The sequence below is a fragment of the Vibrio sp. 10N.286.48.B8 genome, from assembly GCF_003050085.1.
GTDB classification, from domain to species: Bacteria; Pseudomonadota; Gammaproteobacteria; order Enterobacterales; family Vibrionaceae; genus Vibrio; species Vibrio crassostreae.
On the sequence record NZ_PIGD01000013.1, the window covers coordinates 98,993 to 121,615 of the forward strand.

General features: G+C 45.2%; 15 protein-coding genes and 1 pseudogene. 5 read left to right on the forward strand and 11 right to left on the reverse strand.

Going from position 1 to position 22,623, the window contains the following annotated elements; all coding sequences use genetic code 11:
• Positions 1–48 precede the first annotated feature (48 nt).
• The 4 genes from CWO08_RS15705 to CWO08_RS15720 all read right to left on the reverse strand — a co-directional run bounded on the left by CWO08_RS15705 (position 49) and on the right by CWO08_RS15720 (position 5,616).
• Positions 49–1,929: a RimK/LysX family protein gene (locus CWO08_RS15705; RefSeq protein ID WP_108020750.1), complete on the reverse strand. Its 1,881-nt coding sequence runs from the start codon at positions 1,927–1,929 to the stop codon at positions 49–51.
• A 305-nt stretch (positions 1,930–2,234) separates the two neighbouring features.
• A complete protein-coding gene (locus CWO08_RS15710) occupies positions 2,235–3,044 on the reverse strand; it encodes a M15 family metallopeptidase (protein WP_108020751.1) in 810 nt (269 codons plus the stop codon).
• A gap of 81 nt (positions 3,045–3,125) precedes the next feature.
• Positions 3,126–3,854 carry a DUF429 domain-containing protein gene (locus CWO08_RS15715; RefSeq protein WP_108020752.1) on the reverse strand — a complete coding sequence of 243 codons (729 nt, stop codon included), beginning with the start codon at positions 3,852–3,854 and terminating at the stop codon, positions 3,126–3,128.
• Between the two features lie 49 nt (positions 3,855–3,903).
• Positions 3,904–5,616: a bifunctional 2-polyprenyl-6-hydroxyphenol methylase/3-demethylubiquinol 3-O-methyltransferase UbiG gene (locus CWO08_RS15720; RefSeq protein WP_108020753.1), complete on the reverse strand. Its 1,713-nt coding sequence runs from the start codon at positions 5,614–5,616 to the stop codon at positions 3,904–3,906.
• A 270-nt stretch (positions 5,617–5,886) separates the two neighbouring features.
• On the opposite strand from CWO08_RS15720, the gene CWO08_RS15725 reads away from it, so the two are divergent.
• The 4 genes from CWO08_RS15725 to CWO08_RS15740 all read left to right on the forward strand — a co-directional run bounded on the left by CWO08_RS15725 (position 5,887) and on the right by CWO08_RS15740 (position 11,310).
• Complete coding sequence (locus CWO08_RS15725; protein ID WP_048658812.1) at positions 5,887–6,825, forward strand: hypothetical protein; 939 nt, start codon at positions 5,887–5,889, stop codon at positions 6,823–6,825.
• A 196-nt stretch (positions 6,826–7,021) separates the two neighbouring features.
• Positions 7,022–7,789 (forward strand): 1-acylglycerol-3-phosphate O-acyltransferase, encoded by a 768-nt coding sequence (locus CWO08_RS15730; protein ID WP_102478557.1) that lies wholly within the window; start codon positions 7,022–7,024, stop codon positions 7,787–7,789.
• 147 nt (positions 7,790–7,936) lie between these two features.
• On the forward strand, positions 7,937–9,307 hold the full coding sequence (locus CWO08_RS15735) for an MBL fold metallo-hydrolase (protein WP_102478558.1): 1,371 nt from the start codon (positions 7,937–7,939) through the stop codon (positions 9,305–9,307).
• A gap of 455 nt (positions 9,308–9,762) precedes the next feature.
• On the forward strand, positions 9,763–11,310 hold the full coding sequence (locus CWO08_RS15740; protein ID WP_048658817.1) for a sodium:alanine symporter family protein: 1,548 nt from the start codon (positions 9,763–9,765) through the stop codon (positions 11,308–11,310).
• Positions 11,311–11,471: 161 nt separating this feature from the next.
• Here CWO08_RS15740 and CWO08_RS15745 read toward each other — a convergent pair whose 3' ends face one another.
• From CWO08_RS15745 to guaB, 5 genes and pseudogenes are all read right to left on the reverse strand, one after another.
• Positions 11,472–12,065, reverse strand: coding sequence for a GPR1/FUN34/YaaH family transporter (locus CWO08_RS15745; protein ID WP_017056721.1), 594 nt, complete (start codon positions 12,063–12,065; stop codon positions 11,472–11,474).
• 458 nt (positions 12,066–12,523) lie between these two features.
• Positions 12,524–14,063, reverse strand: a pseudogene (locus tag CWO08_RS15750) (Na+/H+ antiporter NhaC family protein).
• Between the two features lie 222 nt (positions 14,064–14,285).
• Positions 14,286–15,998, reverse strand: coding sequence for a chitinase (locus CWO08_RS15755; protein WP_108020754.1), 1,713 nt, complete (start codon positions 15,996–15,998; stop codon positions 14,286–14,288).
• Positions 15,999–16,322: 324 nt separating this feature from the next.
• Complete coding sequence (gene guaA / locus CWO08_RS15760; RefSeq protein WP_019820323.1) at positions 16,323–17,876, reverse strand: glutamine-hydrolyzing GMP synthase; 1,554 nt, start codon at positions 17,874–17,876, stop codon at positions 16,323–16,325.
• Positions 17,877–18,078: 202 nt separating this feature from the next.
• Positions 18,079–19,542 (reverse strand): IMP dehydrogenase, encoded by a 1,464-nt coding sequence (gene guaB / locus CWO08_RS15765; RefSeq protein WP_010440594.1) that lies wholly within the window; start codon positions 19,540–19,542, stop codon positions 18,079–18,081.
• 269 nt (positions 19,543–19,811) lie between these two features.
• Between guaB and xseA the strand changes: the two genes are divergently transcribed.
• Complete coding sequence (gene xseA / locus CWO08_RS15770) at positions 19,812–21,158, forward strand: exodeoxyribonuclease VII large subunit (RefSeq protein WP_108020755.1); 1,347 nt, start codon at positions 19,812–19,814, stop codon at positions 21,156–21,158.
• A gap of 94 nt (positions 21,159–21,252) precedes the next feature.
• On the opposite strand, the gene ureG is transcribed toward xseA, so the two are convergent.
• Together ureG and CWO08_RS15780 are read right to left on the reverse strand one after the other, a co-directional pair.
• Entirely contained in the window at positions 21,253–21,891 is a 639-nt protein-coding gene (ureG, locus tag CWO08_RS15775; protein WP_017062498.1) for an urease accessory protein UreG, read from the reverse strand.
• A 46-nt stretch (positions 21,892–21,937) separates the two neighbouring features.
• Positions 21,938–22,618: an urease accessory protein UreF gene (locus CWO08_RS15780; RefSeq protein WP_108020756.1), complete on the reverse strand. Its 681-nt coding sequence runs from the start codon at positions 22,616–22,618 to the stop codon at positions 21,938–21,940.
• Between the last annotated feature and the right edge of the window lie 5 nt (positions 22,619–22,623).

A 22,623-nucleotide genomic window follows, 5' to 3' on the forward strand; every position in this document is an offset into this window, starting at 1 on the left:
GAAATGTGTGGCTGTTTGGAACGGTTCTATTACAAACTTAGTTAGGGGTTACTCCACATCACCTAACAAGTAATCTTCATCGCTGCTGACTACTGCGCCGTGTTTCAGGAAGTTCTTACCTAAAATCATACTGTATTCGAAGCGAGAACGATCTTGAAGGTTCACTCTCACCTCTTTCTCTAAGTCACCGAGCTTAACCTTCATTTCAACGACAGGGCGAATGTTCACCTTCTCGCCTTTCTTGGCTTTAATGCGCATTACATCAATCACTGGCTTAGTGAACTCTTGCTTATCGCCTTGGTTGTTTTGATAGGTAAAACTCACCATGTCTTGGCCGTCTTTCTTAAATCGTTTGATGTTAACTGCATTCATTGAGCTTACATCCGCACCAGTGTCGAGCTTGGCCGGGAACTTCATGCCATTCACTTCAACGACTTCGATGTGCCCAACTTTAAACAGCGGCTCGGCTTTCAATAGGTAGTCTGAGCGCGTGTTTACGTAAACGCCCTCTTTCGCCATCTTCTTACCTAAAATAAAGTACGCTTCTTTCTCATTCGTATTGAGCACGTCGATGGCAAACTCTTGCGTACGCACTTTTCCAGACACCGCAAACTCACCACTTACAACCGGGCGAGTATCATCCCCGACTTTAAGCTTCTTAATAATTGGCTTGGTCACCTTCTGCTTCTCACCATTTACATCCGTAAGATAAAATTCAACGGAAGCATCTTTGCCTTTACCTGTCATTTCAAAACTGTCGACCTTCAACAAAGGCGTATTAACAGTAAAAGAAGCCACAGCCTTAAGCGGGAAGTCATCTAGGGTGATGTCCTCTTCCGGTGAGATAATCATAGGCTCACCAGACTCCGCCACATCACTAAAGCTCTCTGAACCTTCTGATAAAATATTCTCAGCACTGGTGTCAATCATGAAAAGTTCACTGGCGGTACTGGTACCAAATCTCAACTGCGACTCACTACTCGAGCGCTCACGTAGGTACACCAGAACGTCTTTGGTTGTGTTTTCATCGAGTTGAACCGGCACATACACCAAAGGCCTTTTCTTACCACTTACGCTTAACATACGAACTAATGGCAGTGTCATCTCTTTCTGCTTGCCATCGTTGTCGAACATATCAAACGTCACTTCACTGTTCTTCTTATCTACATCGATGTCTTTTGCATGCAAAATGCTGTAGCGGTTCTTTAAAGAGAAGGTCGCATTCATCGCCATTCCCGAGATAGAAACCACCTCTTTACGGCCAACCACCGTTGCGTTCTCTTGCTCTTGTAAGTAGTCATAGCCCGCAAACACTAAAGCGTTATCTGCAAGGAAGGTTTTGCCGATCAATACTGGCGCAGAGAAGTGACTTCTGTCGGTCAGGTTAACGTCTGTTTTTAGCTCTTGGTCTGCAATGGTAAGCGACATTTTTACGGTAGGACGAAGTAAAGGCGTGCTGCTAGTGCGGCTGCGTATCATGCTGACACGCTCTAAAGGCGCTTCGATTAATACCATGTCTCCCGTGCGTGGGTTTTGGATCTTAAAAGACACCACAGCTTCATATTTCGCAAAGGTGCTGCCATCCCAATCATCGTAATCAACATCAGAATTGTTCAACAGGTCTTCGGTTAACGCCGCCATCAACTCTTTGTCTTTGAGGTTTTGGTAATCGGGATTAGAGCTCTTCACATGAATGTCTTCAGCATGCATAGAAGTGGTTTCTGCACCGGTATCAATTTTACCAATGAAAGGAACGTCTTTTAGCCCTTGAACGCTAGATAGGTACACGTTCTCAGTACGGCCTAATACCGACTTACCATCGAGTTCGTAAGTAGGATTTTGAGTGGTGTGTGAAGTATCAGTAGCCAAAGTGTATTGTGAAAAAAGTAGAGTGCTTAAAAGAGTTAGAGCCAAAGGTATCTTTTTCATTAGTTGGTCCGTTGTGATCAGTTCACTAATAATACTGGCGTTTCAGCGAAGAGTTCCCCCACCAGTAATGGTTCTCACAAAACGTTAACGCTATGAGTTTTTCAATGACAAACCGATGACTTTGCGCTGCATTCGCTTATCGATTATTGACTAATGGATACCCAATAACCTTTTCAATGATCGGTGTTCTATTGGAGAAATGAATACAAAAAAGGCCAACGACTAGCGCTGACCTTAGCTATTCAAAACACACCTGAAGCGAGTTTAACTTGCTAAAACACAAACGGTTCTAGATAAACATAGCACTAAAAAGTCCCGACTGTTTTCTTTGCGCAGATAGCTCGAGCTTTTTCCGCGTCCTCACCTTTATTTTTGAGATAGCACTGTCGATAAGATTCGACGTAGCGCTCAAATAACACCTTAGCTTCAGGTTGTGGTTTAGAGAGCAGTTGGTTAACAAACTTTCTTGAGCCGACCTCAAAATGCTGAGTATCGATTGGGCTATTCCAATCCCCTCCCCAGATCATAAATCCGTGATGGGCAAAAAGCTCAACCACATCTTCAGCCATGCCGCGGCGTTCTATTTCATCACGCGCACGAAAGCGAGTACGGTTCACATAACTTGTCGCAGATTGTGAAGGCTTTACCGTGATCTTTCCGTTGCTATCGAACGCTAAGAAAGGATTTTGAACTGGGTTGATGTCTATCGCCACACCATAAGCATGCTTCGACCAACCACCTCCACCTGTAATAGGACGAGCATTAAACGCACTGCTGTTGTTCGCGTCCATTGAGGCGTTATCGTCACCTCTGAATTCACGCATTAGGCGAGCGGAATGAAGAGGAAAATTGCGCTGTTTGAGCTCCGAAAAAATTTGTTCAACAGCAGGTGCAACCACATCAAGCACGATCATATTGCCCTGTTGCGTTTCCCCTTTGAAATTAATGAAATCGAAATCCACTTTGGATAGTCGCTCACAACCGACAGGCGCACCACTACTCAAGACATTGTTCTTTTTCATCATGTCGCATTGCCATTGAGATGTAGGGGCAACTTGGCCGTAACTCGCAACACTGAGAACAGTGGCCAGCCAGCCGACAATAAAACGTTTCATATCAAAGACTCAAAATAGTAAGTGTGAAAAGTAGCAGAAGTTGGAAAGTAACATATTAAGCCAAGTGGAGCGCACGCTTTGTTAGCGCGTTTTGTCCCAATAGACAATCTCTCGAACTCTTCCGTTCTGATCCTTATCAGCCTTTCCGCCGATTTCAGAAAGCTCAGGCAAGCACGACAATGTTGGAGCGTGATAAGCAATCAACATCAAAATGAATGCGTCATAAATATCGTCTATCGCGACGTCTTTACGCTTGGTATTTAAAATGGCCAAAGACAAGCCGTCACACCATTGAGGGGCGAGTTGCTGAATAATAGAAAGCCGTTCCTCTTTGCCTTCTTGCGTTCGTTTGGAAAACGTCAGCGGTTCACCTTTCAATGCTGCAAACACCACCTCAGGATGTGATTCCCTTATCGAAAGGCTTGGGTGAGATTCAATGAGTTCATCAAGCTCGCGAATCTTGGGCACAATTCCCCAAGTCTGTTTAGAAAACTTCTTATCAAGCTGCTCAACATTAGCACTGCACGCCGCAATGTAATCGGTTTGGTAAACCGCCTCTCGACACGGAACAGGAAACACGGAAGAGCCACGTTTGCTGGTGAGGAAACGTCTTGCTGCTTTATCGCATAATCTATCTGGAGTCAGTGAATCGCTAAAGCCAATCGGCATATCGATTAATGTTGTTGATCCCGTAAAATCATCAACCAGCTCTTCGAGGGTCTTCACCACCTTGAACTCAGGTGTTTCATTGCCAGAGACAATCCAAGCGATCCAACCCGCCTTGCAGCCATCAATTCCGATGTATTTCATCGTTTACTCTACCGTTACTCAAAGGATTAAATTAGAGGGTAAATTGCGATCAGTGCCACTCATTGATTAATAGTCGGCTTTTCACACCGCGTACCTGCAAACCCATAGCGTCAAACACCTCTTCGAAATCTCGACACTGTGATGGAATATTGGGTAAAGAAAGAGCCGCTTCCGAAAAGAACTGTTGTTCAAAATGAGCGGAATCGTTCCACGCCAATAGCCACCATTCGAGAATACGAGACTTAGACGCACGAAGTTTTTCAGCAGTAGGAACTTTGTCACTTTTGCTTAGATTCTCTTTGCTTGTGGTGGGAAAGAGGTTCCACTTGTCGTTATTCGGCCAATAAGCAAAAGGCAGACAGTGATCAACGTGATACTCGTTTTTTAATGATTTTCCACTCCAAACACTGACAATGTCTGCCTGATCAGCTCTAAGCTGTTCAACTCTTTTGCGTACATCACGAGTATCATGGTTTCGGTCAATCCAGACTAAACAGTCGTGATAGGTCTGTAGTGATATGTTGCGCTGTCGATTTAACTCAAAACGCTGCATCTCCATCACCCATTGATTCACCACCAGCGGTTCAATCCAAGAATGGTAAATTCTAAAGCACTCCCACAGGCTTTCATCGAGAGTGAAATAGCCAAAGCTTTCTAGGAACTCACTATCAATGACCAGCGATTCTCGGCTCTTACGTCGCTGCTGAGGTGGGAGTATCTCAAACAGCTTATTCTCTTTAGAGCCATGATAAATAAAGGTCACTGGACCCGATTTAATAGTACTGATCGTTTGTGAAAACAGCTTCTGCAATGCTTTGGCTTCCTCGCCTAAAAACATAGTACCAATAGCTAGATCATCGGCACTAAGATGCTTTAGTTTGTTCCAACCATCCGTTTTTACAAATCCGAGGCCTTTACTCGTGTTGCTATTTTGCTGAATCCCAGCGCCTTCTATATCGATATCAATCAAGCGCTTAAACTGCCTAACCCAATACAGAGCGACCAAGCCCAATGGTAGAGAAATTTTCCCATCAGTTCGATCAATCACAGCGCCTGAATGAGCATCCGCAATTCGCAGTAATGTTCTCAACAAAGCCAACTTGTATGTGGCCGACTTGTTGTCATTCACAATAATGTGGCGCACCTTGTTCAAGTCACCGGAGCCATCGTCTGGCAATGTCATCACCACGGTTTGCCACCACACTTCATTGCGGTTCAACCTATCTTGGCTATCATCAACATGACGAACCAACAAGGCGCTGTTTTTTGATAAACGCTCGAGCTCTTCAACTGAGACTTCATAGCCTTGTCGACTGTCTTGAAACTCCCCATGACGCAGAGTGATCACCAGCTTGCCATTTGGAGCTAGCAAGTTAGACAATTTTCTAAATGCACGCTCTCGATGAGACGGAGCGAGATGCATCCAAACCGCACTCACCAATATCAACTCAAAACGCATTCCGAGGTTTTCAGTGCGGCTAAGCGAGGGGAGTGAATCATCAATCCAGGTAACACTTGGGCCTGTATATTTCGAGCCTTGTTCGCGTAATGAAGCACTTGGTTCTATCGCAATAACATCAGCTCCGGCTTTGTGCATCCATAGCGCATCACGACCGCTCCCTGCACCGATATCTAGTACTTTATCGCCCTCTAAAGGCCAGTAAGCTTGCCAGCTTTTATGTACCGTCTCGAACGTAACTGAGTTGTACTGCTGGCAAAGTGTGTGAGCATTTTTATCGTAAAATGGAATCGATGAGGACATATGCGTTATTGGAGTAAGGAGTCTATCTCAATAGTAATGGGGAGCTTGGGCGATTGCTAGCAGCTCATGTAAGTTCAGCCACACCAATCAACATTTATCGTTAGTGACTGTTTTATATCAATATCTACCTAATGAGCTCATCAGGCGAGTCACATCATGAATCAGTTTCGTCAGCAAAACAAAAACAAACAAGGTGCAAGCTGACGTGCGAACAGAGATAATTGTTTGAAGATGATTAACTCGCCTAAAGCACCTAGCCGATAAAGACTAATGAACACATACTCACACATAGATACCCCATTCAACCTGCGCCACACCTGTTGGTTTTGTGGTGAACCTTCCAGTAACCTTGTTGAATTCCCTAAGACAGCGCAGGCTGTTGCCAAGATTGGCCATTCACCGATAGCACTGCCGGCTTGTAATGAGTGTGCGAGAATTAACTATTCAAAGAATCTGACCTCAATTTGGTCTGTGCGCGATCAGATAAAACACACTCTGATAGACAAGTACGCTAAGCACCTTGGCATCGGTGAGAACTGGACAGAGCAAGAGCTTATTGATTCTGATTTCTCGGGCTCGACACTTGGCGGGTTTGGGCGCAGCGCGTGGAAAATGTATCAAATCGCCAAGCAACGCGTCGATTATAAAGGCTGGCCTTTGTCGGTTGATGACATCCCACTTGAGGTATACGACGAAACCAGTGGCTTTGAGTTTGACGGTACTCGTTATGCCTCAATCAATTCGTGTATAGACTATTTCACCAAGGCTGCAGGCGTAGACAAAGAGCTGTTGTCGCAGCTTGTCGACATCGTTTCATCAGACCGATTTAGCTACGCACTGCGAATCGCTAAGCTGAACAAAAGTGTCTCTAATACCAAGCGCTCGGAGATCGTCGAAGAGGTGCTACAACAAGAGTCTGAACAAGAAGAGATACTGCTTGAGCAAGCTAATTCAATGTTTAACCCAAACGTCGAAGAGGTGAATATTTCAGGCTCAGTTGCGCCTGTATTTGCCATTCAATGGGCGTTAGCTAACAAGGTTGAAGATTTGGCCCACCTATGTGCGCTCGAAGATGAGTATTTCGACTATTTCGAACACCTCGGCGGCCCTGCAGCTTTCATGTCTTATAACGGCCTACAACTCTACTTGGAATCGCGTCAAGATCCTGAATGGGTAGAAAAATCGGATCCAAATAAACAGTATTGGTGATCATGAGCCATTACTGGTGAACACGTGTAAGCTCGATAAGTGTGTCAAATGCCCATTGTTAGTCCTTGTTTTATATAAAGATCTAAAAATAGCCCCCTAACACAGTTAATTGTTGCAATTCGGTTAAATAGAGTGAAAACTTCAAGCATCTAAAACTATTTAATCACTGCCATCAGTGGTGAGTAAGGAGTGAATTGTGCTTGCTGTTCTTCGTATTATTTTGGCTACGGTGTTTATTATTCTCACCACTCTATGTGCTTTTGTTTACTGCTTGTTTAGCCCCAAGAACCCCAAGCATGTGTACGTTTTCTGTCGTTGGTTCAACCAACTCCAAAAGATCATCGGTGTAAAACTGGTGCAGCGCGGCCTCGACAATGCCCCGACACCAGAAAACAGCGTCTACATCTCTAACCACCAAAGCATATTGGACTTTGTGACCGACCCAGGAATGCTAAGACCACGCACTGTTTCATTGGGCAAACGCGATTTGTTGTACGTGCCTTTCTTTGGTCTGCTGTATTGGATCACCGGTAACATCATGATTAACCGTGAAGACAAGTCCAAAGCACGCGATACCATCAAACAAGTGGCGGAAGCGATTCATCAGAGAGATCTATCTGTTTGGGTTTACCCTGAAGGAACCCGTAGTAAAGGGCGTGGATTACTGCCATTCAAAACAGGCGCTTTCCGAATGGCGATTGAAGCTGGTGTGCCTATCACCCCGATGTGTACCAGCACCACACACAATAAGATCGACTTAAATCGATTAAACAACGGTATTGCGATTACCGAGATGCTGGAACCTATCGATGTGTCTGGATACAAGCTCAGCGATGCAAGGGAGCTGGCCAATCGCTGTCACGCACTCATGGCAGAGAAAATAGCAGAGCTTGATGCCGAAGTAGCTAGTTTAGAGGCGCAGCAAAACCCAGAGTTGGATTCAGACCGCTCTTCTACGAACTAACTCACAACGAACCCACTGAGTCATCGCTCAGTTACTTAAAAAGATACTCAACGATCGCAACTCTCATTGTTCTTGTTTTACTTACTGGCGCTTATCCGCAAAATAAAAACAGGCGTTAACGGCTTTATAGAGCAATGGGAGTAAACGATGGAAGTGATTCACCATGGCGGCAAACATACTGTCACAGGATCTTGTCACGAATTAAGAGATTCAGGCCAAGCGGTGCTCATCGATTGTGGCCTGTTTCAAGGTTTAGATCTTCAAGGTAAAAAGCTTCAAGGTGCGGACACCCACCCTCTTGATATTGAATTTGAAACATCCCACCTCAACGCTCTGCTGCTGACTCATACTCACATTGATCATATTGGCCGATTACCTTGGTTACTCGCCAGTGGGTTTAACCAACCGATTTATTGCACGCAAGCCACCGCTGAACTCGCCCCTTTAATGATTGAGGATGGCTTAAAGCTGCAAGGACTCAGTAATAAACAGTCGAAGCTGATACTCAAAAAGATTCATTCATTAATTGCTCCCAAGCCTTACGGGGAATGGTTTCCAATCACGTCTAAACAGCAAAAAAACGGAAAGGATCATCATAGGCCAAATACTTTGCATGCCCGCTTTCAACCCGCTGGGCACATCTTAGGTTCTGCCTATATCGAGATTAAATTACCTAATCAAGAGGTGGTGGTATTTTCTGGCGACTTAGGGCCAAGCAACACACCTTTACTTCCCGACCCGATGCCGCCACAACAAGCCGACTATCTGTTTATCGAATCTACTTATGGCACCAGTACACATGATGATATTGCGACACGAGCAGAACGCCTCAAAAGCATCATAGATCGTTCGCTACTTGATGGGGGTGTCATCCTAATTCCGGCCTTCAGTATCGGTCGAACACAAGAGTTGCTATTTGATATCGAACACCTGATCTTTGAGCATCAGCTCAGCGCCGATATTCCTATCATCCTCGATTCTCCTATGGCAGAGAAAGTGACACGTTCCTATCGACGCTTTAAAGAACTCTGGGGACAAGAAGCAAAGCAACGGCTAGAACTGAACCGTCACCCACTCGCTTTTGAGCAGTGCATTACCGTTGATGGGCATCGAATGCACAAGAAAATCGTTAATCGCCTTAAGTCGACAGGTGAACCCGCGATTGTGGTCGCAGCTTCTGGAATGTGTCAGGGCGGCAGGATCATGAACTACTTATCCGCCTTGCTTCCCGATAAACGAACTGATGTAATTTTAGCTGGCTATCAAGCGCACGGAACGCTCGGACGAGAGCTGCAACAAGGCGAAATGCAGGTTTCTATTGATAACAAAGACGTTGAGGTTAATGCTCAAATTCATGGCATGTCTGGCTATTCTGCCCATGCTGATAAAGAGGATCTCTACCGATTTATAGAGGGTATCGCGACTCCACCGAAAGAGGTGCATTTGATTCACGGCGAGCCAAATACTCAGTCGGAGTTCGCTCAAGAATTACAAGAGCGAGGGTTCGTAGTTGTTTGAAACAGTCATCAAACTAACAACTTTCACTAAGTAATTCTTAAAGCCGCAATTATCGAATCTTCAAAAAACACAGTTTCTTATATCTGCTAGCTCACACGATGCAGGTGATAGATTCCAATCTACTTATCCCACAACCCCTATATCAGCCGTTTATGCTAGCGGCCTTAACCGCTGCTCTTTTTTAATTTCGTATTTTATTCGCATCTCAAATCCCCCTTTTTGTATTAATCACTATTTATTCACTTTGTAAAACACCAGAAAGCAAAACTAGTTGCATATTAGGTTGAATGGGACGATTATCGAATTAGCACTAAGCATTAACAACCCCCCTCTATAACTTGCTTTATGTCACAGTAATCCTAATGCGCAGTTAAATAATTTAACACTTGGGTTACAAGTGAAGTATTGTGTTGTTCGAAAAACAATCATAAGCAAAACTAACAGGGAAAATACTCATGCAGTCATTCGTTGATTTTTTGAATGGAATAATCTGGAGCCCAGTACTTATCTACCTATGTTTAGGTGCAGGTTTGTTCTACTCCATCATGACTCGATTTGTTCAAATCCGTCACTTCTTTGAAATGTGGCGCTTGCTACTATCAGGTAAAAGCTCATCAAAAGGCATCTCGTCTTTCCAAGCTCTAGCCGTTTCGCTATCTGGCCGTGTCGGTACCGGTAACATTGCTGGTGTTGCTGCCGCTATCGGTTTCGGTGGCCCAGGTGCAGTATTCTGGATGTGGGTTGTAGCCTTCTTTGGCGCCGCAACTGCTTACGCAGAATCTACACTAGCGCAAATCTACAAAGAAGAAGACGAAGGCCAGTTCCGTGGTGGTCCGGCTTACTACATTGAAAAAGCAATGGGTCAGAAGTGGTACGCATGGATCTTCGCTATCGCGACTATTTTTGCATGTGGCATTTTGCTTCCAGGTGTTCAGTCAAACAGTATTGGTAATGCTGTAGAAGCTGCATTTGGCTCAGGTGATATGATTGAAACAGCTGTCGGTACATTCAGTTTCGCTAAAATTTTCACCGGTACTGTTGTTGCTATCATCCTTGCTTTCATCATCTTTGGTGGTGTTAAACGTATTGCGAACTTCACACAAATCGTTGTTCCTTTCATGGCATTGGCTTACATCATCATCGCGTTCGTTATCATTCTGCTAAACATCAGCCAAGTGCCAACTGTTTTCGCAATGATTGTTGGTGATGCATTCACACCTATGGCTGGCTTCGGTGCTGCAATTGGTTGGGGTGTTAAGCGTGGTGTTTACTCAAACGAAGCGGGTCAAGGTACAGGTCCTCACGCGGCAGCAGCTGCAAGTGTTGATCACCCAGCTCAGCAAGGTTTGGTACAAGCGTTCTCTATCTACATCGATACTCTTCTAGTATGTTCTGCTACAGCGTTCATGATCATCATCACTGGTGCTTACAACGTTCACGGCGGCGCAGAAGGTGTGTTCCTTGTTCAGAACTTAGCAGCAAACGTTGGTGCGAATGGTCCTGTATTTACACAGCTTGCTATTGAAAGTGCACTACCAGGCATTGGTAAGCCATTCATCGCATTTGCTCTGTTCTTCTTCGCATTTACAACGATTCTTGCTTACTACTACATCGCAGAAACGAATATTGCTTACCTACGTCGTACCATCAAGATCCCTGGCATGATGTTCGTACTTAAGCTTGTTCTTATCACTGCAGTTTTCTATGGCACAGTTAAAACAGCTAACCTTGCATGGGCAATGGGTGATGTTGGTGTTGGCTTGATGGCATGGTTAAACATCGTGGGTATTCTGATCATCTTCTTCATGTCTAAGCCTGCGCTTAAAGCTCTAGCTGACTACGAAGAACAGCAGAAACAAGGCGTAACTGAGTACACATTCAACCCTGTAAAACTAGGCATTAAAGGTGCAACTTACTGGGAAGAGAAGTACAAGCGTAAAACAGGCAAGTCTCCTGAAACAGAAGCTGCAGACACTAAACCTGTAGAGCAACCTTCAGCTTAAGCTTGTGCCTTAACAAATGGATTGCTTTAGCAAATAGCTCGCTTTAACTCGCGCTATTAATAACGCATAAAAAAGGGGTTAGCCATTTCGGCTAACCCCTTTTGTTTTATTCATAACCAATAAACGGCTTATAACAAACTAACTGTTCCCGAGTTAGAGTATTAAGCAGCGATTTCTTGTGTTGCCAGTTGAGGTGCTTTCTTCTCACCGATAGGCAGAACTGTGCGGCCGTATTCGTTGTTGATTACTTGTGCCATTGCAAAGTAGATAGCTGAAGCGCCACAGAAGATACCTTCAAAACCAGCGATAGTGCCGATCAGTTCGCTACCAGTGAAATCACGAGCTGCAAGTAGGAAGAACAAGATAGTTAGTGAACCGAATACTACTTGCTTCGCTACTGGGTAGCATAGAGAACCGATGAACATGAAGCCAGTGAAGATGCCCCATAGAAGTAGGTACCAACCCATAAATGCAGCAGGGCTTGCTGGTAGGCCCATGTAAGGCATTACGATTAAACCAACCAAAGACAACCAGAATAGGCCGTAAGAAGTAAACGCAGTTGTACCGAACGTGTCACCACGTTTGAAACACATTGTGCCCACGATAACTTGGCTCAAACCACCGTAAAAAATACCCATAGCAAGAATCATTGAATCGATTGGAAAGAAACCTGCGTTGTGGATATTAAGAAGAATAGTGGTCATACCGAAACCCATTAAGCCTAGTGGCGCTGGGTTAGCTAGTTTGGTCGACATTGCGAATTTACCTTATTAAAGTGGTTGATTAAAAAAAATCGATAAAATTTGTAAGAAAATTTTAATCTATAAACCGCTCAACTAGGTAATCCAGTTATCGAAAACTAAGATTGTGTAAATGATCTTATGGAAGATTAGTTTCATAACGACACAAATCAATTCACAGAAACTATAAGTAAACAAATTCCCTATCGCGCTATAAAAAAGATGCGAGTAACGAGATGTGATATTCGAAAAGAGTCTTTAGATTCGAGTAAGCGGGATACGAAGAGCGTGTTGAGATTGAAGTTAGTAATATGCATATGAAAAAGTTGCGGGTAACGAGATGCGGGATGCGAAAAGAGTCTTCAGATTTGAGTAAGCGAGAACCCTTAGCATCAAACTTAGACAATAGAGAGCTAGCTTTTCGTTACTCGATTACTCGCATCCCGTATCTGTTCCCCATTCGTAATCTTAAATTACGCTTGTTGTGTTTTAGATTCAGACACTTGAGATTGAACGTCTGAAGAAGCGTTTTTACTCGCATCGCGCTTAGCTAACAGAGTCACAAGGATAAGCTGAGCAACAAGAGCGCCCAACACAACCAATGCACTTCCCGTAAAGCCTGCGACTACAAAACTAATCAGAGCAATAGAGCCATTCATCAATGCGTAAGGCAGCTGTGTCTTAAAGTGCTCAAACTGGTCACACCCGGCACCTGTTGAAGAAAGAATCGTGGTTTCAGAGATCGGTGAGCAGTGATCACCAAACAAGCCACCCGATAACACGGCACCAATTGCGACGAGTAGCGGAGCATCTATTGCAATCGCGGTTGGAATAACCAATGGCATCATTATCGCGAAGGTTCCCCACGATGAGCCCGTTGCGAATGAAATAATAGCCGATAACAAAAAAGCGACCGCAGGTACTAACCAGTATGGGAAACCGCTCTGTGCTTGTTCAGCAATATAAGCCGCTGCTCCTAACTCTTTACCGACAGTACTTAACGCCCAAGCCAGTACCAAGATTATTGCCACTGGCATCATGTTTCCCATGCCTTTTAGGTACACAGAAACGCCATCCGACAGTTTTCTCACGCCGTAGTAAGCCATCAGCGAGATCAAGGTAATCGCGGCAAAGAAATAAGCCGAAGATAATGCCGCTCTGAATGATGAGCCTGCGACCTTTTGGAATGGAAAGCCTTGTGGAACCAACATGGCGCACAACACCACCAACATCACTAACAATGGTGCCCAGACAAAAATTTTTATGCGAGAACGCATTGAGTGATTCGTTATTCACGCCAGAGTTAATCCCCGCTTGGCAATCACGCTCGGCTTTTGCCATTGGTCCAAAGTCTAAACCTTTAACGGACACGAGCGGAACGATGAAAATCGAGAGAAATGCGTAGAACTGGAAAGGAATCGCACCGATAAAAGCATCCCAGTCAGACATGTTGACATTCAAAGCCGTAAACTCTTTTTGAATCAGACTCATGATGTAAACACCCCAGCCGATAAAAGGGATAAGGATTGCGACTGGTGATGACGTAGAATCGATGATGAATGCTAGCTTCTGTCTTGAAAGTTTTAGTTTATCGAAAAGAGGACGAAAAACAGGGCCAACAATTAGCGGAGTACCTAAGTCTGAGAAAAATATAACGATTCCACCCAGCCATGCTGACAATTGAGCTTGGCATTTATTGCTTACCCACTGAGTCACTCGCTTTGCAAACGCGACGCCGCCACCGGACTTTTCCATCAAAGCGACAAAACCACCGATGAACACCAACAGCATAATCACACCTGCGTTGTAGCTATCCGTAAGCTGTGGTACTAGGTAGCCTTTGACCATGGTTCCAAAGGTATCAAGAGGATTTAGTTCACTAAACATTCCGGTGAGCATAGCTACACCACTGAGTACGCCAGCAAAAAGGCCAATCACTACATTCCTTGTCGCCAACGACAACACCAAAGTAATCACAATGGGGATGAGTGACGTGATACCTGTCTGTTCCATAGGTAAACCTTAACCCTAAAATAAAGAATAAGTATAATTTAAAAGTGAATATAAATTCACACTCAGCATTTGTACAGGACTTTATTCTCTAAATGGAAAATTAGCATTCAGCTAAGAAGTTTTGCGTTAGATAATCGAGGAACGCAGAGCAGAAACGCAAAAGCCGAAAGCAATCACTTTCGGCTTTGATTCGTCAGTTGAGGTACTTAATTAGCTGAGTAATTATTGACAGCTGATTTCATCCCAGAACCAATTCGATTGAACTGGGCTTTCCCAGACGCCAGGGCCGTTTTTAGCCACGAAGCACTTACCGTTATGCGTCACTTTATCGCCATTACTCACTTGGCTAACGCCAGCTTGCCATGTGATAAACACAGATGGGTCAACAACGACAGGTGGCTCGGTAACTGGCGGTTCAACTGGTGTTGGGTCTACCGGAGCAGGATCGACAGGCACAGGATCAACAGGAGCTGGATCAGTAACAACCGGCGGTGTTGGCTCTCCAGCAACCAATTTCCAAGGGCCACCATTGGCAGGGTCATCCCCTTGTGTCCACCATTTCGCTTCATAGGTTGCGCCGTTGTGAGTCACTTGGTCGCCCGCATTGTAAACCTTAGTCGCACTCCAACCATTACCACCGGGATCAGTACCTGGGTCTACCGGATCAAGCTTATCGACCACTTTCACTTCCGGCCAGCTTGCATGAGAGCCATAGAAATTGGTCACACACTTCTCGTAATCGCCCGCCACCAGCGCGGAATAAGCAGTTTGGAAACCAACCAACTCGCACTCAAATGAATACCCTTCTGGGCGATCTGCGTAGTATTTCCAGTTACCATCCCAGTTGGTGTACAACACGTCAGTGGCACCGTTGAGGTTCAAGCTTCCATAAGGTGTTTGCTGCCAACAGGTATTCGCTTCATCCGCTTCTACTGGAATTTCATAGTGCGCTGCTAGCCCTTCCCAGTAACGAATACGGTTGACTGGTTGGCCCTTGTCTTTATTCTGTTCACCACACTCAATACCACCGTTGATCACGTTGATTGTGGTACCAAACCCATAACCAATACCGGCATCCAGTTCACGTTGAGATGGTGTCCATGTACGGTCAATGACATGCAGCATGGCAGGCTTAGGTGCTTGTGGTGTTAAGAAAAACCAGATAGCTGACGCTAAGTTCAACCAAGAGTCCGCTACCAAGCCCGGATTGTTGAGAAGCACTGTCGCGTCACCATCAAACATCACCTCAGAGAAAGCACCGTAGTTAAAGTGGTAAGAAAGCTGTTTAGCACCACGACCGAAGTAGCCCTGCCCCGCGGCACATGGCCAGCGAGCATTTTGCCAATCGTTCTGACCACAACCAGTGGTGTAGCCTTCTTGACCTTCTGACCACCCCATTTCACGAACATGTACCAGCGCTTGCTGCCACTCTTCTAGAGCTAATGGGTTATCTGAGGTGTTGTCTATCGCGATGTGACCGCCTGTCTCTTGAGAGAAGTGAGCAAAAGCGGTGATGATGGATTTCTTACAGATAGCATCAGAATCACGGCCATCAGTGTACTCTCCACAGAACGCAGGGAATTTACCAATCGCACGTAAGAAACGAGTGTAAGTGTATTCTGGAGCCGCCATCTGAGTAAGGAAATCCCATTCAGATTGAGGGAACACACGCTCAACCCGCTTTACGTTTTCAGAGTTAGATGGGGAACCGGGTTCAATCGCTTCAACGATTGTGTTCGAACGAGTTTGTAATGCTTGTGACCAGATCGCATACATAGGATCGGATGTTTTTGCTTGTTCAGCAGCTTGTAATGCCGACTTTTCAACAAGGTAACCATTCGGGTTTTGCGGATCAGGTTGAATGTTCAAAGACGCATGACTTTGCGCTACCAATGTGCAGCCCAGTACTGTCGCCAAATATTTGATTTTTAACATGATGGATTCTCTTATCTGTCCTTAATAAGTCCATCAAAGAGTATGCGGCGCGTGAGAAATGGCCTAGCTGTTGCTGTGTGAATTTATAAAAAGTGCGAGTGATATTTTTGATATATAGCTCAACACAACAAAGCGTCTCATAGTTTCTTGAGCTGATATCTAGTTTCCAACTCATTTGGTTTCTAGGCATTGTTCATTTGATTTCTAGGTATGGCTCATAAGCCTTTAATGCTATGAATCAATATAATGAATCGAAAAGAAAAAAGCCCCGAACTGAGTTCGAGGCTTAAGATCTTAATCAACGCTGGTTAAATCTCTAAGAGATTATTCCCACTCGATAGTTGCCGGTGGCTTACCAGAAATATCGTAAACAACACGTGAAATGCCGTTAACTTCGTTGATAATACGGTTAGAAACCTTACCTAGGAAGTCGTATGGTAGGTGTGCCCAGTGAGCAGTCATGAAGTCGATAGTTTCTACAGCACGTAGAGATACAACCCAATCGTACTTACGGCCATCGCCCATTACGCCAACTGAACGTACTGGTAGGAATACCGTGAATGCTTGAGATACTTTGTGGTAAAGGTCAGCAGCGTGAAGCTCTTCAATGAAGATTGCATCAGCACGACGCAGTAAATCACAGTACTCTTTCTTCACTTCGCCAAGTACACGAACACCTAGACCTGGACCTGGGAATGGGTGGCGGTAAAGCATGTTGTATGGAAGACCAAGCTCTAGACCGATCTTACGTACTTCATCTTTGAATAGCTCACGTAGAGGCTCAACAAGGCCCATTTCCATATCATCAGGAAGGCCACCAACGTTGTGGTGAGATTTGATTACGTGTGCTTTACCTGTCTTAGATGCAGCAGACTCGATTACGTCTGGGTAGATAGTACCTTGAGCAAGCCATTTAGCATTCTTCAGTTTCTTAGACTCTTCATCGAAGATATCTACGAATACGTGACCGATGATCTTACGCTTAGCTTCTGGTTCAGCTTCGCCTTCAAGAGCGTCAAGGAAGCGTTGCTCAGCATCTACTTTGATGATGTTTAGACCAAACTTGTTGCCGAACATCTCCATAACCTGCTCAGCTTCGTTCAAACGAAGAAGGCCGTTATCTACAAATACACATGTTAGTTTGTCGCCGATAGCGCGGTGAGCAAGCATTGCAACTACAGATGAATCAACACCACCAGAAAGACCAAGGATAACTTCGTCGTCACCTACTTGTTCTTTAATACGTGCAACTGCATCTTCAATGATTGAAGCTGAAGTCCACAGACCTTCACAACCACATGCGTTAAGAACGAAGTTCTCTAGCATTTTTAGGCCGTTCTTAGTGTGTGTTACTTCTGGGTGGAATTGTACGCCGTAGTACTTCTTCTCTTCGTTTGCCATTGCAGCGTATGGGCAAGTGTCTGTTTCAGCGATCTTTGTGAAATCAGCTGGGATCTCAACCACTTTATCGCCGTGGCTCATCCAAACATCTTGAGTAGACTCAAGGTCTGCGAAAAGTGCAGACTCACCAGTCACTTGTACAGCAGCGTAGCCGAACTCGCGCTCAGTAGACGTTGCTACTTTACCGCCAAGTTGCTCAGCCATAGTTTGCATGCCGTAGCAGATACCGAATACAGGAACACCTGAATCAAATACGTACTGAGGTGCACGTGGAGAGTTCTCTTCCGTTACACTTTCAGGGCCACCAGATAGGATGATGCCGTCTGGATTGAATTCACGAATATCCGCTTCTTCTACGTCCCAGCTCCAAAGTTCACAGTAAACACCGATCTCACGAATACGACGAGCTACTAGCTGTGTGTATTGAGAACCGAAGTCTAGAATTAGAATACGTTGGTCATGAATATTTTTAGTCATTGTAAGCAGTCTTATTGGCTATGTGATAAAACGGAGGCGAGTTTACTCACCTCTGATTAACTCTTCAAGAAATAAAGCAAACGTTTTCGTTGGTTATCTGTAACCTCGTGTTTTGAGAAAATCAGACTTTCAGCAAAACAGGCGGTAGATAAAATAATGTGCCGACTCAATCAGCACATTATTCAAACGTTTGGACGTATTATTAACCTAAACGGTAGTTAGGTGCTTCTTTAGTGATTTGAACATCGTGTACGTGAGATTCTTTCATGCCCGCACCAGAGATACGAACAAACTCAGCTTTAGTACGCATGTCTTCAACAGTTGCAGAACCCGTAAGGCCCATGCTTGAGCGTAGACCGCCCATCTGTTGGTGAACGATCTCTTTTAGACGACCTTTGTATGCGATACGACCTTCAATACCTTCTGGAACAAGCTTGTCTGCAGCGTTGTCAGATTGGAAGTAACGGTCAGAAGAACCTTGAGACATAGCGCCAAGAGAACCCATACCACGGTAAGACTTGTAAGAACGACCGTTGTAAAGGATAACTTCACCTGGAGCTTCTTCAGTACCAGCGAACATTGAACCAACCATCACACAAGATGCGCCAGCAACGATAGCTTTACAGATATCGCCAGAGAAGCGGATACCGCCATCTGCGATTACTGGAATACCGTATTCGTTAGCGACTTCAGCTGCGTCTGCGATTGCTGTCACTTGAGGAACACCAACACCAGTAACGATACGAGTCGTACAGATTGAACCAGGGCCGATACCTACTTTAACCGCACTAACACCAGCTTCGATAAGAGCACGAGCGCCAGCGCCAGTTGCTACGTTACCACCGATGATTTGTAGATCAGGGTATGCAGCGCGAGTTTCGCGGATACGGTTAAGTACGCCTTCAGAGTGACCGTGTGAAGAGTCGATAAGTAGAACGTCTACGCCAGCTTCAACTAGAGCAGCAACGCGCTCTTCGTTACCAGCACCAGCACCAACAGCTGCACCTACACGTAGGCTGCCGCGCTCATCTTTACAAGCGTTTGGTTTACGTTCTGCTTTGTGGAAATCTTTTGCAGTGATCATTCCAGTTAGTTGGAAGTCATCATTTACAACAAGAACTTTTTCAACACGCGCTTCATGCATTTTCTCTTGAACTTCTTCACGAGTTGCACCTTCTTTAACAGAAGCAAGGCGAGCTTTAGGCGTCATTACTACATCAACTTTCTTAGAAAGGTCAGTAACAAAGCGAACGTCACGGCCAGTAATAATACCAACAAGTTCGTTTGTTTCAGTAACAACAGGGAAACCGGCAAAGCCGTGTTTTTGAGTAAGGGCTACAACATCAGCGATTGTCGCATCAGGGTTTACAGTTACTGGGTGAGAAACCACACCTGCTTCGTAAATTTTAACCTGGCGAACCATTTCAGCTTGCTGTTCAATAGACATGTTCTTATGAATGAAGCCTATTCCGCCTTCTTGTGCCAGTGCAATCGCTAGGCGAGCTTCTGTCACAGTATCCATCGATGCAGAGATCATTGGGATGTTTAGGGAAATATTCTTCGTCAGCTGAGTGCGAAGATCAGCTGTATTAGGGAGAACGGTGGAGTGTGCTGGCACTAGCAGTACGTCGTCGAATGTCAGCGCTTCTTTGGCAATTCTTAGCATTTGCAATATCTCACAATAATAGGAGTAAAAAGAAACAATCCAATCTCATCGTTTCGCCTAATGAGGGCAGCCAATTAAGGAAAATCAAACTGCATTTGGATTAGATATTGCGGACGGATTATACGGCCAACGAAATCGCTTGGCTACACATTTTTGTATTTTTAATTTGCATTTACCCCCTTGCTATGTATTATATTTCCGCTATCTTCCATACTCACGCCCTGTGAGATTCCAAGAAAGACCTTCCTTCAAGGAAAGATAGTGCTTCTATGACTAATCCAAACATCTTTACTGTTTCTCGCCTCAACTCAGAGGTTCGTCTCCTATTAGAAAACGAAATGGGAATAGTCTGGCTCGTTGGTGAAATATCAAACTTCTCTGCACCTGTATCTGGTCACTGGTACCTCACGCTTAAAGACTCTCGCGCTCAAGTTAAGTGCGCCATGTTTCGTGGCAATAACCGCCGAGTCACTTTTAAGCCTCAGAACGGTAATCAAGTGTTAGTCAAAGCTCGCCTGTCTCTCTATGAGCCACGCGGTGACTACCAACTGATCATCGAAAGTATGCAACCAGAAGGTGACGGTAAACTTCAGCAAGAGTTTGAAAAGCTGAAGATGAACCTCGCCGCAGAAGGGCTCTTCGCTCAATCGAGTAAACAAGCTCTTCCTGAGCACCCAAAGCGCGTTGGTGTTGTCACCTCTAAAACTGGCGCTGCGCTATTTGATATTCTAGATGTCTTGAAAAGACGCGATCCTTCGCTACCGGTTGTGGTTTACCCAACTATGGTTCAAGGCGAAGAGGCGGCAATTCAGATTGCTCAGGCGATTGGCCGTGCTAATGAACGCAATGAGTGTGATGTGTTAATCGTGGGCCGTGGTGGCGGTTCGTTAGAAGACCTATGGTGCTTCAACAATGAGATCGTTGCGCGCACTATTGCTGCAAGCCAGATTCCAATCATCAGCGCTGTCGGCCACGAAGTGGATGTCACTATTGCCGATTTCGTTGCCGATATGCGCGCTCCAACGCCATCAGCTGCGGCTGAATTGGTTAGCCGTGACAACAGTCATAAAGAGCAAGCTTTTGCCTCTAAACGTGCTCGCTTAGTCAGTGCGATTCGCCACGTATTAATCAAGCAAGCGCAATCGACTCAAGCATTGAAACACCGCTTAGAAAGACAGCACCCAAGCTACCAACTGCAAAAGCAAAGCCAGCAACTTGATGATCTAGATATGCGTCTGCGTCGCGGTATGGCTCAATACCTAAAGCAGCATGCACAGCGTGTCGAACGTAAACAGCATCAACTTCAGTTGAACTCGCCAGTTAAGCGTTTAGGCGAACAAAAACTGCATCTGCAACGTTCAGAGCAAAAGCTATTAGATGCGATGGATAAGACACTGCTCACCACTCGCCACCAGCTAGCAATGGCAGCCGAGAAGTTAGAGACCGTTAGCCCATTGGCAACCCTAAAGCGTGGCTACAGCATCACTCATTCAGCATCGAGCAAGACTGTGTCATCGATTAACGATGTCGAAGTCGGTGAAGTGATCACCACTCAGGTTGAAGATGGAGTGATTGAGTCGAAAGTGACCACAAGAGTGACTAAGAGCGAGCTTTAAGTTCGACTCGAACGTTTAAAATCAGAAAGCCCTATCGATAATCGACAGGGCTTTTTAGTATCTAACGCTTTCAAAAAACTAACCTATTCCAACCCTACTCAGTAGTAGAAGGTTCCTTCATGGTTAGCATCCCTTCGGTCACAATAAAGTTGATGATGAAGTCTAACCCTTGGCTCTCTTTGAGGTTGGTGAACACGTATGGCTTGGTTGGACGCATGCGTTGTGTGTCTTGCTCCATCACCTCAAGTGAAGCGCCAACATACGGTGCTAAATCGATTTTATTGATAACCAACAGATCAGAGCGTGTAATACCCGGGCCACCTTTACGTGGGATCTTCTCCCCTTCCGCTACATCAATCACGTAGATAGTCAGGTCGGCTAATTCAGGGCTGAACGTCGCACTGAGGTTGTCGCCACCACTCTCTACAAACACCACATCAAGGTTCTTATGTAGCTTAGCCAGCTCTTCGACTGCCGCAAGGTTCATCGAAGCATCTTCACGAATCGCAGTGTGCGGACAACCGCCTGTTTCCACACCGATAATACGGTCAGGTTCTAAAGCTTCAGCTCGGGTGAGGATCTTTGCATCTTCTTGGGTGTAGATGTCATTAGTCACGACCGCGATATTGAGCTTGTCGCGAATTGCTTTACACAGAACCTCAAGCAGCGCGGTTTTACCAGAGCCAACCGGGCCACCGATACCAATTCGAAGAGGTTGCTTATAACTTTCCATAGTCTTGTTCCTTATGTTCTTTCTACTATCTCGTTCGCACTCAGCACTAGGAACGAAATAGTCTTGTGTATTGTGTTTCATGCAGTGAGCTCGCTAGTGCCATTGATGGCGAGAAGCTGCCCACCATCCAATCTTCCATCGTGCGTGCTTTTTCAATCACGTCAGGAAAGGTGTTGGTGATATTAATCAGTGCTAGTTGCCCATCTGTCTGCCCTAAAGGCACCAACTTGACGCCTGCAGTAACGATATTTTCAAGCCAGCTCCATAGATAACCCTGCTTGAGGCTTTCCAAATCAATGTTCCAATGTTGAGCCGCGATACACATTCCTAATAGCTGGTTTGGGTGGCTATCAATCGACTCCACTTCCGAAATATCGATCTCTAATCGCTTTAGCAAGGTGTTCAACGCAAGCCCACGCTGCTTTTCTTCTGCTCGTAATTCACTGGTTTCACGGCTTGAGTACAAGTAATTGCACCAATGCTCAATCTCATCGAGTTCACCTTTTTCTAGAGCATGATAAAGGCGCTCTAAGATGGGCAGCTCCAAAGTCGCGACACTTGAGCTGACGATGGTATTTAGCCACTGTTCCATGCTATCGCGATTGGTCACCCACCCCGCCTCAACCGCCAGTTCTAAGCCTTGCGAATAAGTGAAACCACCAATCGGCAATGAAGGACTAATAAGTTGAAATAGGCGATAGCTCGCGACATTCGCTGTTGCTTGCATGCTTA

Coding starts and splice junctions, on each gene's coding strand:
- CWO08_RS15780 (WP_108020756.1), bottom strand. CDS start 22,618: ATGCAAGCAACAGCGAATGTCGCGAGCTATCGCCTATTTCAACTTATT.
- CWO08_RS15715 (WP_108020752.1), bottom strand. CDS start 3,854: ATGAAATACATCGGAATTGATGGCTGCAAGGCGGGTTGGATCGCTTGG.
- guaB (WP_010440594.1), bottom strand. CDS start 19,542: ATGCTAAGAATTGCCAAAGAAGCGCTGACATTCGACGACGTACTGCTA.
- CWO08_RS15740 (WP_048658817.1), top strand. CDS start 9,763: ATGCAGTCATTCGTTGATTTTTTGAATGGAATAATCTGGAGCCCAGTA.
- CWO08_RS15735 (WP_102478558.1), top strand. CDS start 7,937: ATGGAAGTGATTCACCATGGCGGCAAACATACTGTCACAGGATCTTGT.
- xseA (WP_108020755.1), top strand. CDS start 19,812: ATGACTAATCCAAACATCTTTACTGTTTCTCGCCTCAACTCAGAGGTT.
- CWO08_RS15710 (WP_108020751.1), bottom strand. CDS start 3,044: ATGAAACGTTTTATTGTCGGCTGGCTGGCCACTGTTCTCAGTGTTGCG.
- CWO08_RS15755 (WP_108020754.1), bottom strand. CDS start 15,998: ATGTTAAAAATCAAATATTTGGCGACAGTACTGGGCTGCACATTGGTA.
- CWO08_RS15720 (WP_108020753.1), bottom strand. CDS start 5,616: ATGTCCTCATCGATTCCATTTTACGATAAAAATGCTCACACACTTTGC.
- guaA (WP_019820323.1), bottom strand. CDS start 17,876: ATGACTAAAAATATTCATGACCAACGTATTCTAATTCTAGACTTCGGT.
- CWO08_RS15725 (WP_048658812.1), top strand. CDS start 5,887: ATGAACACATACTCACACATAGATACCCCATTCAACCTGCGCCACACC.
- CWO08_RS15705 (WP_108020750.1), bottom strand. CDS start 1,929: ATGAAAAAGATACCTTTGGCTCTAACTCTTTTAAGCACTCTACTTTTT.
- ureG (WP_017062498.1), bottom strand. CDS start 21,891: ATGGAAAGTTATAAGCAACCTCTTCGAATTGGTATCGGTGGCCCGGTT.
- CWO08_RS15745 (WP_017056721.1), bottom strand. CDS start 12,065: ATGTCGACCAAACTAGCTAACCCAGCGCCACTAGGCTTAATGGGTTTC.